We start from the raw sequence: 15010 nt of genomic DNA, 5'->3' as shown, positions 1-15010 counted from the left end.
GATATACCCACAGCCAAACCATAGAAATTCTTAAAAAAAGTAGAAGTTGATATCTCAGTTTCTGCTTTGTATTGTAAGCTTGGTGTAAGCACTACCATCTCAGAGGATTTGATAACAGCTTTTTATGAATTATTCTCTAAGTTGTGTGAACATTTCTAAAAGTTAAATAAAAAAATGGTAGTGTACCGGTGACAAAACCAAAAGGAACACTACCCAGATGAATTATTTCATTAAAAAAGATCATTGGGAACAAATTTTTAATATTTGGAGAGAGCGTCGAGACATCCGTAGTGCCCAAGAAGCAGAATTACGTCTGTTTATAGAGGCAGTTTGGTACATGGCCCGCGCGGGTTGCCAAGGGCGCCTCCTTCATATCTACTATGGCCATAGCGCTTTGTTCATCAAAGGTTTAAAATATGCGCAAACAAAGGAAGCTGGGGGTATCTCTTCAAGACGATTCAAAGCGAACCAGATCCAGAGCTTATGATGATTGATGCCACAAGTATTCGTGCCCATGCTTGCGTTGCTGGTTATCACAAAGATAGTCACGTTCATTAGGCCTTTGGCCGGAGCAAAGGCGGATTTACAACTAAAATTCATGCTTTGGTGGATGCTTTAGGTAATCCCCTTAAATTCATCCTAACCCCCGGACAAAGAAACGAGATTACTCAAGCTGAACTTTTAACTGAGAATATCAATCATACCGCGGCCTTAGGTGACAAAGGTTATGATAGCCGAGCTTTTATTGAATTCCTAAAAGTTCAGGAGTATGCACCTTCCAGAAGAAATCGCTTTGCACCAAGAGTAATTGATCAACATATCTATAAAGAGCGGCATCTCATAGAATGTTTTTTCGGCTATATCAAACACTATATACCCAAGCAGAGTAAAGCTGCCGATTTCTGACGTCGTATCTATGGTCTCACTTTTAAACAAAAACTCCTCAAAGAGAGCCTGCTATTATCGTCATTTTTGCCTAAAAGTCGCCTCATATCTACTCGTCATAATTTCGACTTCTTCAGTCTGCTTGGGTATAGAAGAGTTTTCGCGTTTTGATAAAGTAGCTTTGGCTTTCACAGCTTTCCTTCATTTCGTTTCCACTTTTATTTGGCTCAGATAAAAATGTTCACACACTCTAAGGATTTTTTTGAATGATCTTCTACGGAGAGCTTTAATTACCCCGATTGCTTACCCTTAAGGATACCCCCTTAAGGCAATTTCCTGAAAGATAAATGCAAATTTTAATTGTAGGGTCCAGCATGTGTACCTTATAGGGATTGCTTATTTAGGAAGATATACCTTTTAGCAATTTTAATATCTTAGGAGAATATAAATGGGGAAACTTGCATTTGCTACGACTTTTGCTATGGCTACAACAGCATTCCACGAGCCACTAAATAATATACATTAAAGAGAATTAAAATGAATATATTAATAAGAAATAAGATTTCGATTGCGCTATTCTGCCTGTCAGCTTCCCTTGGCTACGGGATGGAGAAACCAGAGGGATGGGATGACCACAAAAGGGAGGGGGATTATGAACACATCCACAACGAAAGATCGTCCCATGAAAGAAGGGAGGACAGGAAAGATGAAAATATTCCCAGTGGAAGCCCTTTAAGTACACCTCCCTCTAGCCCTACTCCTAAATCGGATCCGATTTTCAGAGCATTATACTCAGTTTATAAGAATACGGGTCGAGAGGAAAAGGATAGATCTCTCGTTATTGCTCCCGAAAGACCAAGGAAGCCTGTCTACAATTCGGAACGACAAGACCAGTTGCGGGCATTAAATTTTACTCCTTTCCATTATCCACGTTGCAACCACTTTTTCCAGGCCCAATACTTCCAAGAGATGATAAGTAAGGCTTATTCCGCCTGGGAAACGAAACGAGATGAGCAGTACCACCAGTACAATAATGGCAATGAATACACTCTAGAAGAGTCAATAAATGATCTTGAGGAGCATAAAAATAAATTAAAGGACTTACTTAAACACATTGATATCCAAAAAGAATACTTAAAATCACACGTGGATTCAGGAGATATCAAGAAGGTAGTAAAAGTATTAAAGGTATCTGAAGAACGTATAAAGACTTGTCTTTCTCATGCGAAACGTACCGACGAGCGCACAACTTATCAAAGAACTTTAGAAAAGATACAAGAGCAAATTAAAGCCTTTGAATACCCTTTTGAAACTTACGAAATTGAAGCGCAGGCAAAAAAACAAATAATTGAAGATCTGGAGGAAAGAATAGTCCGCCATAATAACCCTGCAGATGATAGCGAATTAATAGAAGTAGAGGAAAAATTCAAGCTTTTGGCGGACATTCGAACTAAAACTATTTACAATCTTGGTATTAAGGACGGGTTTCTCCTTCTCCAAGAAGACTTAGAATCTATAATGCGTGCTTTCATTCCTAGAGAAGATCCTATCTTCGGAAAGATAAATGTATCATTTATTTATGACTTGAGTATAAGTCGCTTAGAATTCCCAGACTATCATCATGTAGGTCGTGATACCAACCCAATCCTGCGCTATCAAGACCAAATTAAAGAATTATTTGGTAATTTTAAATGGCGCTTACGGGAAGATGTTTTCAGCTTTTGCATCCTAGCTAGGCTTATAAAACCTTTGGAGGACCTTAATTTTGGGGGGATTAAATGCCAAGCGGATCAGCTTTATAAAAAAGCGGTAAATTCCGATCGCTTGGAGGAGGTTTTGGTGGGGGATCAATCTTCGAAAAGGCAAGGGGATGAAAAAATCTTTTATCACATTTTAAACCTTCATAAGAGTTCGTTAACAACAGACCAGATGGAGCCTTGGGCGAAGGCTTTCTTCGAGGACATTCCGGGAGGGTTACTAGGGCACTTATTGGTAGGCCTCGCTAATGAAACCGTATTTTCTTGGCAAAAAGCTGAAGAATTGGCCTTGGTTGTGGAGCTATGCGACAAGATCGTGGAAAATAAGGCCTTGGAAAAAGAAGCTAAGCCCGTGAAATACAGCAAAAGTGATATTTCTAATGGAATGATAAGGCTTGTTCATCAGATTCTGGTACGCCATATGAATTGGTTGGCTCTCTTTTGCATGGGGAAAAAATTCGGGATAAACTGGAATTAATAAGGGATTAAAATGAAAAAATTACAACCGATTATGGCGAATAAAAGCTTCAAACGTGCAGTAATTTATAGCCTAATGTGCGCCCATTCGCATGGAATGGATCTGTCAGAAAAGTCAGGTATAAACAGTATCCTCAATCCCTCAATTTTTGAAAGATTAGCAAGCCTTGCAATAATGTCGGATGCTGACCGCAGGAGAACGGAAATAACTGAAGAAGAAGCATACGCTTTTCATCGTATTTGGGATAATTGCATAACAGAATTAAATTCCGATAATACCCGCGAGAGTATTAAGCAGTATAAGGAGTTAGCTACACTATGCTTTTATCAAGTGGGTATGATACATAAAGAAAAAATATTTTCTTTTGCTGAATATCTCCATCCTTCGATTATGGCTCTTCTAAAAGGGCAAGAGCAGAGCTTATCTCATACTCAAGTTCCGGATCAATCTATAGACAATTGGGAATTAAACGTTTCCCCTGGAGAACCAGGGGGATCAGCGGTACCTCCACCCCCATCACCTCCGAGTCCGGCCGTAATGACTCCAACCCAGACCGGTAATCAAACGGCAGGCAATAGGGAGGTAAAAGCTTCTACTGCAGACTCAGGTGGATCGGCGGTACCTCCACCCCCACCACCTCCGAGTCCGGCCGTAATGATTCCAACCCAGACCGGTAATCAAACGGCAGGTAATAGGGAGGTAAAAGCTTCTACTGCAGACTCAGGTGGATCGGCGGTACCTCCGCCCCCACCACCTCCGAGTCCGGCCGTAATGACCCCAACCCAGACTGGTAATCAAATGGCAGGCAATAGGGAGGTAAAAGCTTCTACTGCAGACTCAGGTGGATCGGCGGTACCTCCACCCCCACCACCAGATCCAAGTCCGGCTGGATGCCAGGAAGATTCGCATCCTGTGGGAGCTATAAGTGCGCCCTTTAGCGGAGATTCATTAGCGAGACAAGCTAATAACTTAAAGAAAATAAGCCAAACCGACAGACAAACAAAAGCGGAAGTACCAGTGCAAAGAGTCCTAGAAATCGCTATCTCCCAAAGATATCAAGCTATGCACGGACCTGAGAATGAAGATGCGGAGTCAGATGATGAAACTTTTAGAGACTAATTATCTTCTTCTTTCAAAGAGGCTTTATGAGCTCATCCTTAAACTAATACTTATTAGTTCCTCCTACCCTTCGTTAATGGCTATGGAAAAGGATAAGTCTAGCCAGGCGGCTGATATACCAGATTATTTATGGGCCCCATCAGTTTTCGAAGACTTGCAAGGCGGGCTTCACCCTGGTTCAGAGGAAAAGCATACACGAATTGAGCTTATGGAAAAACTATGTAACGACCTAATCAATCAAGAATGGTCCAGGAGCGAAGACGAGCAAAAAAATAAAAAGGGAGGCTTGCCCTTAGGGGACCTCCAGGATACCTATGAAGCAGGTAATGTGCCTGGCCCCCATATCCCCAATGGAAGGTGCTCTATAGCCCAGTCCCAACGGAATTTAGAAAAAGAACCTCATCTAGATAGACTAGAAAGGCAAAACTTTTATTCCGCATGGGAGTTTTGCTCTGATTCAGAGGAAGGAGATAGAATTGGGGAGGCATATATTATAGACAGCATATATAACGAACTAGCGCCCAAAGATTTATACGTTAAAGAAGGCCCTCAAAAAGACGAAGATGAATTATCTTCCTTGAGGCAAATCCAGACTGCTCATGAAATACGTAAGACAACTGGCTCAAACCTCCTTCACGGCAAAGATTATGACCACGTAACGGAGGACAAGCTAGAGTTAGAAAAGGAACATAATCAAGCTTTACATGAAGATACTAATCTGAATTTAAAAGGAGAGTTTCGTTCTGATTCAGAGGAAGAGAGTAAGTCGAGTCGGTTGGCTACTAGGGGGTATTCAAAGAACCCACCAATTTACGAAGAGATGCAAAAGAGGGGGTGCTCGCAAGAAAATGGAAGTAAGCCATCTTTCTTGGATCAAACTGAGGAAACTCATGAAATAGATACAACAACTGACCTACATATCTTTGACGCAGAACTTACTCTAGATTTAAAAGTGAATAAGATGAGAGAATTAGATATTTGGGAAAGCATAGGGAACGATCTCGTTCCCGTAGACATGCAAGAGAGAGCAGCCGTCCAAAAGAATAAAGATGAGCTGTCTCCCTTAGGGAAAATCCAGGGCACTTCTGAGATAGGAGAGACGCCTGGCCCGACTATCTTGCTCACAGAAGGGGTTTGCCGGGTAGGGGAATCCCAGCGAGCATTACAAGAGGGGCTTCGTATTGCCCTAGAGAAGAAAGCTAATTTTGATTCACAAGAAAAACCCAATTCAGATTCAGCGGTACATTCTACTGAAGCTAGAACTTTCAGCAATCCGGCAGTTGAACAATTAAGCTATTCTGATGGCCCCACTGATGCTGAGATATTACCTCACTCTCTCGAAGAAGAGAATGACTTGTCCCCTAGAGTTAATATCATAATGCCGCCTCATTGGGAGATGGAAGGATATGAAGAGGTAAGTAAATGGTTACCTGCGGCTCGAAATGGCGATTCAGAGGCACAATTTAACATGGGGAAGGTACTGTACCGAGACTTACCTATAGAGTTAATTCAAGAAGTGGCCAAACAAGAGCATCTTGAAGCTCTATGCATGCTAGGAGCAATAGCCTATAAGAACCAGGAGATGGACAGCGCTATAAGCTGGTTTAGGCAAGCTGCCGAATTAGGTAGTCTAGATGCTCGATTCATGCTTGGAATGACTTATTATGACGACGGTAAGAACAAGGATTTGGCGGCAGCGAAGGAGCAGTTTTGGCAAGCGGCAAAAAAAGGTAACGCAGACGCCCAATTTATGCTTGGAATAATTTACCATGATGAGGGTAATGACGAAGCAACAAAACACTTCCAAGAAGCTGCCAAAAATGGTCACGCAGGAGCTAAAGGTATGCTTGAGGAGATGCAGCAGGATCACGATAACAGGGAGGATGAAAAGACAGGCGGGGGATTACTCCACTCTAAATTAAGGACGGAGTGAAACTTTATTTCATAGAAAGATTCGAATACCTGACCAAAGCAGTAACGAGATCTTACTATCCTGATTTCCTATATCTAGGCGCCCTTTTTAAAGTTAAAGATGAATTAAAAATCGGAGAAGAATAGAAAATGACATTTTTTGACAGAGGTCTGATTGCTAAACGACAAAAAATTCGGGGTTTATGGGCTTTATTTTTATTTTTGAGCTCTTCCTTAAATGCAATGGAGTTGGGAGAAGAAAGTAAGGCCATAACCGAACAAAGGTATATTCTCATGGATATACTGTGTCAGCACTTTTATGAGAATGAAGGGGGAAAGCAAATAAACTGCAATAGCTCAAGCTTTTCTAAGGGATGCAATCAATCTAAAGAGTCCGCTAATGGAACTTCCCAAGAACTGCTCAAGACTACCCCTAAAAAGATAGAACAAGATATAAGCCGTGCTGATCTCATACAACAGATCATAGAATTGACTGGAGCTCAACCGGACCCCCGTTTGAATGCCCGTTATAGTTTACAAAAAGTGCTGAAAAAGTATCTGGAAGCAGACACTGAATTTCGTAACAAATGGGATAATCTCTGGTCAAAACTTATTGAGCCCGAACGTCTCATTAACAAAGAGGGATGCGAAGGGTATCTAAAACTCAACGATATCTTCCTTTTTCCAGAAAGTATATCATCTGAGCTTGACACTATAAAAAAGGAAATCCATTCCTTCAAGGGGCTTCTTGCTCAGCTTTTTCCACAGTATCTGGAAGGACCTATTCTCATGGACAAAGTTGCTGCATTATATGAGGATTTCCTGATAGATATTCATACAGCGTGCCTAGCCCCTATAGAATCTTCCGACGAAATGCTTGAGCCGAAAGCCTTATTGATGGGCGAATGCTTACCAGAACCTTTTTATCGTATATCCCAGGCTCGAGCACGGTATATTCTTGGCTATAATAAGAATCGGAGGGAAGCTGAGCACCTTAGCCCCAATGGCACTCATCGTGTCACTTTTTTGCCCTCCAAGGATCATACTCCCGTATCTAGAGCTTATCCTGAATCTAAAACCGTTTATTTTAAAAGTGATGGCTTCTCTCGTATTAACCCTTCACGAGAATATATGCTTTTTAGCCTTTATAACAAGCTAGGGATTGAAATACCAACTTCAGGACTCCTGCTTCTAGATGCCGTGCAGTTTGAAAGGAAGGAAGAGAATCACTATGAGGGGCCGTTCTTCTTACAAGCTTCCCAAGGAATTGCTGGACCAACAGGTAAGGAAGTTCTTGAAGAAAATAATACTCTGGAGTTAGATGGTGAACATTTCTCCCGCCAAGTTCTGGGAGCGCTGTTGACCTGTCCTGAGGATGGTAAGGCTGATAATTTTATTGTCACTTCTGTGGAAGGAAGGAAGTGGGGTTGGGTCAGCATTGATAACGATCACGTAATAACATCGCCTTTAGGAAAATTTGGCGAGGGGGTTCTAAAATCTGTCTTATTAACTTTTCCGGCTATGCACGAAGCCGTTAGTCCCTCAACCCTTAACTTGATTAATAATGTAGATCCTAAACAGTTAATACGTGAATGGTTAGAGACTCTGCAGATTCAAGCGGCTCGCTATCAACACTTAAAAGATATCTTGCTTTGGTACGCTAGACATAAGATACATGGGCGGCGAGATAAAGATGGACTTCTTTCTGAACGATACTTATCAGAATTATGGAGGGAGTTAAGGCTACCTTTCTTATCGTTTAAAGTATCAGTGCCCCAGACTATTAGCGCTTTGCTGTATAAAATGAAAGCCTTTGTAAGGGAAAAGAAAATTCCGCCAACACTATGGGAGTTGTTTGCAGACTGCTATCCCAATATTAGTACACAGTATCAAAATTTCCTAGATGAAGGAAAAAGAGTAAACGAAGTTTTTTCTTCCATTAAGAATACATCAGAGCCTCTTAAGGCAACTTTTGGCTCTGATGTCTCTTTAGTAGAGGAAAATTATTTTCGCGGAATTCCTGACTGGTCGGGAGAGGAACCAGAAGAGGAATTGTTCATTCAAAGTGCGCATTATCTCTCCTTGGATATAAGGCGCTCTTATTAGGCACAACTTTTATGGAATAAAAAAATATATATAATGGAAAGGTCGAACCATGAAATACAAAATACAATTAACAAGATATCTCTTAGCCTCTTACTTTCTTACCAGCTTTATATACGCTAGTGATCTGGACAAGTTAAGGGAGACACATCATTGTCCTTATGGCAACCTTAAAGGATGTAAACTCAATGGCTGGAATCTCCCGAGCAGTAATTTAGAAGGGGCAGATCTTGAAGGCGCTGATCTCAGGGGGGCTAATTTAAGAGGAGCTAATTTAAAAGGTGCCAAATTAGAGGGGGCAAACCTTTATGGTGCTGACTTAAGCGGTGCTCAGGGAATAGAGGGCTTACGTCTTCCAAATTTATCTCTCTTACAAGCACCTGGACGTATTCACCGTATTCAAACAGGGACTTCTATTTTAGATTTGCGGGACTATGGTCCCAGAGATATTGCTTATTTTAGTCCAACGCTGTCATTTCTTTCTCCTTCTCCCATAAATGCCTTTGCCTTGGGCTATTTGCATGAAATCTATGGCGATAATCCTGAAATTGCTTATGAGTTTTATAAGCAAGCCGCTAATGAAGGGGTAAGAGAAGCGATGAACAACTTGGGTTGGATGTGTGAGAATGGTTATGGTCTCATCAGTCCTGATCGGGGTCGAGCAGAGCGGCATTATGAAGATGCTCAAGATGGTCAAGGACATTTCCTTCCTATGGCAAAATTTAACTTTCGCCGTATAGTAGCAAACTATTCGGATGATCCCGGGGCCCAGTATTGTCTTGCCAAAGCCTGGGCCAAAGGTCCGCCTGAGGCAGTTTCACATAATATAGACCTTGCTCAAGCTATACTCTATTATGAGAAAGCTGCTGAAAAGGGCCATCCCCAGGCCGCCTATGAATTAGGTCGGCATTATTATAATGGGTTAGGTGTCCCTAAAGATTATAGGGAAGCCTATAAATGGTTCAAAGAGGCTGCTATTGGCAAGCACCAATTAGATGCAATGGTCATGCTTGGCCGCATGCACGAGTTTGGCCAATATGTAGTTCAGGACTTGACTCAAGCTTTTAAGTGGTACAATAAAGCCGCTATGCACGATGATCAAGGTGCTCTTGCTAAAGTGGGCGATTTTTATGCTAAAGGGGTCGGCGTAACGCAAGATCTGGAGGAAGCTCGCAAAAGCTATCATAAGGCGGCTGTACGAGGTAAGGTTAGCGCTTTATATAATGCAGGGAGAATGTGTGAGCTACTGGCTCAGGCTGAAAAAGACGCTGGAGCTGAGCAGGAAGCTAAAAAATACTATATGGAAGCTAAAAAATATTATGAGGACGCTGTGGCTAAAGAGTGCTTTGAGGCGCTCTTTAATCTTGCCTCTCTCTACGAAAGGGGAAGAGGTGTAGAGCAAGATTTGCGACAAGCAATTAGCTTATACGAAGAAGCGGAACTGCACGAACATGCCAATACGTCTGCCAAGCTGGTGCTCTTAAGGCAACAACCAGACGCTCCCATCGATATCCTAGAAGAAGTAGGAAGATTCAGCGGGATGACTGCAGCTTGGATTAGAGCAGAGCTAGGACAAGATTATGAAATCATATATGAAGGGGCACCCCTTTATTCTTTAAGTGAGGATTTTCAACAAGCTATGGGAGCTCTGACTAAGTATCTTCAAGAGCTTCCTCAGGAGGGGCGTCGGCTCAACCATATGCTTATTCTCCAAGATCCCTACCTCAAAGCCTATCTCGACATGAATTTTGACGATATCTCAGATGAAGAAATTAGCTTAGAAGCCTTCAGACAAATCCAACAAGATCTGGAAAGAGCTTATAATCCATCCCATCCGGCTTATACTGAAGACCTCGCCTCACAGTTGCCTTCCCTGTTTGAGGACAAACTCCTCCATGATAATCAAGAAGCCTTAAGAAGGATATTCTTACGGGTTTATAACAGGATAATCCAACAAGAAGGGCAGGGGGAGCCGCTGGAGGAAGGAACCGTGGAAGTCGTCCACGGTGACGCACCAGAAGCCATAGATGCTGATGAGAGGAACCTACAGTATCGCCAGGGTACTGCGGCAGCGCTTTTCTTGCAGAATAATGAGAGGTGTGCCGATGGATTTTCCGAATTTTTACAGGAGAAACTTTGGAGCCTCACCTTTGAAGGGACAAGAGGAAGACCTTTAGGATTCCATATTAGTAAGGTCATTACTAATTATAAACGACATTTCCTCCAGTTACATCGCAACCCCCTTCCCGGTGCCCATGAAGAAGCAACCGAGGCTGGGCGACTTCTCGAAGAAAGAGTCCGCTTACCATTAGGGTTACCTCAAATCTTTAACCATCCGACGTACCCAACATGGGGAGAGGGGGAAGATACCAAATATTCTCCTTCAAAGGTGATTAAGCGCTTTTTTAAAGGAGGAACATTGCATTTCAGCAATTCTGATAGTTCTTCTCTATATACCGAAGTCCCGCCCTTGACAGTAAAAGCTTTAACCGAGCTGATTATGAATGCTTCCCTTCAAAAAAAAGAAATACCTACCGAAGCACTCATTGAATTTGCGCGCCAGGATCTGTTCTGTCTCCCAAAGCTAAGCCAGGCATTTGAAGAGTTTGAAGAAAATGACTTCTTTGATCCTCATAACTCGCCAAATCCTTACAAACCTGCTTTCTTTGAATATATTCTGATGAGACATGGCTACCTGACAGACTAATAATTTAGGTGTTTCTCTTGTATTGTCTGATCGACCAAAGGAAATAGATACCTTAGGGGTAGAGGGTTATAAAAAAAGTAACGGTACACCTCAGAAAGGATGCCTACTAACTTAACAATTTATCCCCCTCAATATTTAGGGAACATAAGTTGGTCTACTGAGTTTTAAAGTTTTTTAAGTTTTAACATGGCTTGAGAATAGTGAAAAATAATATGGAGTATTAAAGCATGCTAGAACATTTCAATGATTGCGGCCCTACCAAAGCGGACACTCCCTTTCTTAGTCTTGTCATAGTCTTAGGGATTATTGTCAGCCTTTTACCCGCATACGCTTCTGAAACTCTACTGGGGTTTGTACCTTCTAAAATTTTAACTGATTTTGAAGCTCCCTCCCGCCTGCAAGTAGAAGCACTGTCTTTAGAGGAATTTAAAGACAAAGAAAAGCAAGAGGACCAGCAAGATGAAGCTGTAAGAGCCATACTCGCTAAATACACCTTAATGAATATCAAAGAATTAGCTGAACTTGCTAATAATAATGATACACATGCTCAAGAAGAAATTATCATACGCTGCTTAACAATATATGTAACCCCCTTAATGAAACACCTTGTTAAACCTCTTAGTTGGACGGGGATAAGAGAAAAGGTTCAGCAAGATGATAGATCTCTCTTTCTCTTCCTAAGTTTAGCAGATAAAGAAAAAAAGTCTTTTGCATTTGTAGAAATTGTTAGCAGTGTAAAGGGCGGAGCTAAAGCTGGAAGAGCACTAGCTCAGAACAATTTAGGGTACATGTACCACCATGGGTTAGGGGTGGGACGTGACGATATCAAGGCAGTCAAATGGTATACCCAAGCTGCAAATCAAGGGAATCCATACGCTCAAAACAATTTAGGATATATGTACGAACATGGGTTAGGGGTAGAGCGTGACGATACCAAAGCAGTGGAATGGTTTACAAAGGCTGCAAATCAAGGAGATGCTACTGCTCAAAACACTTTAGGGTATATGTACCAACATGAAAGAGGGGTGGAGCGTGATTATGATAAAGCAGTCAAATTGTATACAAAGGCTGCAAATCAAGGGAATCCATACGCTCAAAACAATTTAGGGTATATGTACCAACATGAAAGAGGGGTGGAGCGTGATTATGATAAAGCAGTGGAATGGTTTACAAAGGCTGCAAACCAAGGTGATCCATACGCTCAAAACAGTTTAGGGCATATGTACCAAGATGGGTTAGGGGTAGAGCGTGACCTTAACAAAGCAATGAAATGGTATACAAAAGCTGCAAACCAAGGTAATCCATCCGCTCAAAACAATTTAGGGTATATGTACCAACATGAAAGAGGGGTGGAGCGTGATTATGATAAAGCAGTCAAATTGTATACAAAGGCTGCAAACCAAGGTAATCCATCCGCTCAAAACAATTTAGGTCATATGTACCAACATGGGTTAGGGGTAGAGCGTGACGATATCAACGCAGTGGAATGGTATACAAAAGCTGCAAACCAAGGTAATCCAACCGCTCAAAACAATTTAGGTCATATGTACCAACATGGGTTAGGGGTAGAGCGTGATTATGATAAAGTAGTCAAATGGTATACCCAAGCTGCAAATCAAGGTAATCCATACGCTCAAAACAATTTAGGATATATGTATCAAAATGGGTTAGGAGTTAAGCATGATTATACCACAGCAGTGGAATGGTATACAAAAGCTGCAAATCAAGGAGAGGCCACTGCTCAATACAATTTAGGATATATGTATCAAAATGGGTTAGGAGTTAAGCATGATTATACCACAGCAGTGGAATGGTATACAAAAGCTGCAAATCAAGGAGAGGCCACTGCTCAAAACAATTTAGGGTATATGTACCAACATGAAAGAGGGGTGGAGCGTGATTATGATAAAGCAGTCAAATTGTATACAAAGGCTGCAAACCAAGGTAATCCAACGCTCAAAACAATTTAGGTCATATGTACCAACATGGGTTAGGGGTAGAGCGTGACGATATCAACGCAGTGGAATGGTATACAAAAGCTGCAAACCAAGGTAATCCATCCGCTCAAAACAATTTAGGGTATATGTACCAACATGAAAGAGGGGTGGAGCGTGATTATGATAAAGCAGTCAAATTGTATACAAAGGCTGCAAACCAAGGTAATCCATCCGCTCAAAACAATTTAGGTCATATGTACCAACATGGGTTAGGGGTAGAGCGTGACGATATCAACGCAGTGGAATGGTATACAAAAGCTGCAAATCAAGGAGAGGTCACTGCTCAATACAATTTAGGATATATGTATCAAAATGGGTTAGGAGTTAAGCATGATTATACCACAGCAATGGAATGGTATACAAAGGCTGCAAACCAAGGTAATCCATACGCTCAAACCCGTTTAGGGCATATGTACTATAATTTAGGTCATATGTACCAACATGGGTTAGGGGTAGAGCATGACGGTACCAAAGCAGTGGAATGGTATATAAAGGCTGCAAGCCAAGGACATGCAGCCGCTCAACACCGTTTAGGCCATATGTACGAACATGGGTTAGGGGTAGAGCGTGACGATACTAAAGCAGTGGAATGGTATACCAAGGCTGCAAGCCAAGGACATGCAACCGCTCAACACCGTTTAGGGCATATGTACTATAATTTAGGTCATATGTACCACCATGGGTTAGGAGTAGAGCATGACGGTACCAAAGCAGTGGAATGGTATACAAAAGCTGCAAACCAAGGTGATCCATACGCTCAAAACAATTTAGGGTATATGTACCAACATGAAAGAGGGGTGGAGCGTGACGATACCAAAGCAGTGGAATGGTTTACAAAGGCTGCAAACCAAGGTAATCCAACCGCTCAAAACAATTTAGGTCATATGTACCAACATGGGTTAGGGGTAGAGCGTGATTATGATAAAGCAGTCAAATTGTATACAAAGGCTGCAAACCAAGGTAATCCACACGCTCAAAACAATTTAGGTCATATGTACCAACATGGGTTAGGGGTAGAGCGTGATTATGATAAAGCAGTCAAATTGTATACAAAGGCTGCAAACCAAGGACATGCAAGGGCTCAGCATCTAGTAGGAACTATGTACAAAAATGGTTTTGGGGTAGAGCGTGATTATATCGCAGCAGTGGAATGGTATATAAAGGCGGTAAGTCAGGGGTATGCAGACGCTCAAACCAGCTTAGGGTTTATGTATCAATATGGTAAAGGAATAGAGAAGGATCTAGCGCAAGCAAGTTTCTGGTTTATGAAAGCAAAGCGTAAAGACCATCTCTTAAATATTTTTAAGATTAATTCTCTTCCGCCTTTGACGGCACCCCCTTATCCAGAGCAAATTAACTTCATCGAAGCTGATCTCCTTGGTTCTTGGCAAGCAATGCTTGTCCAAAATAAATATGATCTTGATGATAAATATTCTTCCTTAAATCGTGACGCTTATGAGCAACTTGAGGAAATAATGGTTCAATTTATTAGTTTGCGTCATCGATTAAGGACTCAATCAGGCTTAATGATTAGCTGCCTTGTTTTTCAAACATTAAAAGATGTAACCGCTGTTGAAGAACGCGAAAAAGCAACAAAGGTTATTCCTTATGTGAAGCAACAAACGCTTCTTGCTAATGCTTACCTCAGTTTTGGGGAAGACAATGTTCGATTAGCTGATGAGATCATCAATAATCTAAACAGTAAACATTTCTATAAAAAGGTTGAAAGTATTCTTGAGCAGCTGCAAGAGGCTTATAAGGAGGTGCTGACAAAAGCAGAAACTGAGATTAAAAAACAATTGCAAATGCTTGATTTAGAGGTAATAGAAGAGCCTCAATTTTCAAAAAGATTAGCTCGGAAAAATGAATTAGCTATTACATTCACAAATAAAGTGCAAGCGGTTGAAGAGGAAACTAAGAAGTTCAGAATTTACTACAATTTGTTTCTAGACGAGGTAGAAAAAGGACAATATTATCGCAATCAGAAGTTCCAACAAGAAAACGAATATCTGTTGAATTTAGAGTAAAAACTTCTAATTTTGAGTTGAGTTGG

At 41.4% G+C, this 15010-nt stretch carries 8 protein-coding genes and 1 pseudogene; all 9 read left to right on the top strand.

The features are described from left to right. Nucleotides 1-217 precede the first annotated feature (217 nt). Complete coding sequence (locus tag ID47_RS11890) at nt 218-487, top strand: hypothetical protein (protein ID WP_051908720.1); 270 nt, start codon at nt 218-220, stop codon at nt 485-487. Between the two features lie 104 nt (nt 488-591). Then, nucleotides 592-906 (top strand): annotated as a pseudogene (locus ID47_RS11885) (transposase); the annotation flags it as partial. A gap of 516 nt (nt 907-1422) precedes the next feature. Next, on the top strand, nt 1423-3120 hold the full coding sequence (locus ID47_RS06785; protein ID WP_038465093.1) for a hypothetical protein: 1698 nt from the start codon (nt 1423-1425) through the stop codon (nt 3118-3120). A gap of 12 nt (nt 3121-3132) precedes the next feature. Continuing rightward, the gene (locus ID47_RS06780; protein ID WP_038465091.1) at nt 3133-4239 is read left to right on the top strand and encodes a hypothetical protein; all 1107 of its coding nucleotides are present in this window, start codon (nt 3133-3135) and stop codon (nt 4237-4239) included. Beyond that, nucleotides 4217-6172, top strand: a complete 1956-nt coding sequence (locus ID47_RS06775; RefSeq protein WP_156956692.1) for a tetratricopeptide repeat protein — start codon at nt 4217-4219, stop codon at nt 6170-6172. Before ID47_RS06780 ends, ID47_RS06775 begins: the two co-directional genes overlap by 23 nt. A gap of 128 nt (nt 6173-6300) precedes the next feature. Then, nucleotides 6301-8256 carry a hypothetical protein gene (locus tag ID47_RS06770; RefSeq protein ID WP_038465087.1) on the top strand — a complete coding sequence of 652 codons (1956 nt, stop codon included), beginning with the start codon at nt 6301-6303 and terminating at the stop codon, nt 8254-8256. 49 nt (nt 8257-8305) lie between these two features. Then, nucleotides 8306-10960 carry a pentapeptide repeat-containing protein gene (locus ID47_RS11880; RefSeq protein WP_051908718.1) on the top strand — a complete coding sequence of 885 codons (2655 nt, stop codon included), beginning with the start codon at nt 8306-8308 and terminating at the stop codon, nt 10958-10960. 227 nt (nt 10961-11187) lie between these two features. Further along, nucleotides 11188-12930, top strand: coding sequence for an SEL1-like repeat protein (locus tag ID47_RS11875; RefSeq protein WP_051908717.1), 1743 nt, complete (start codon nt 11188-11190; stop codon nt 12928-12930). 5 nt (nt 12931-12935) lie between these two features. Then, nucleotides 12936-14984: an SEL1-like repeat protein gene (locus ID47_RS11870; RefSeq protein ID WP_051908716.1), complete on the top strand. Its 2049-nt coding sequence runs from the start codon at nt 12936-12938 to the stop codon at nt 14982-14984. The last annotated feature ends 26 nt before the right edge of the window (nt 14985-15010 follow it).

The sequence above is a fragment of the Candidatus Paracaedibacter acanthamoebae genome, from assembly GCF_000742835.1.
GTDB classification, from domain to species: domain Bacteria; phylum Pseudomonadota; class Alphaproteobacteria; order Paracaedibacterales; family Paracaedibacteraceae; genus Paracaedibacter; species Paracaedibacter acanthamoebae.
This window is presented reverse-complemented; position numbering and strand designations above follow the sequence as displayed.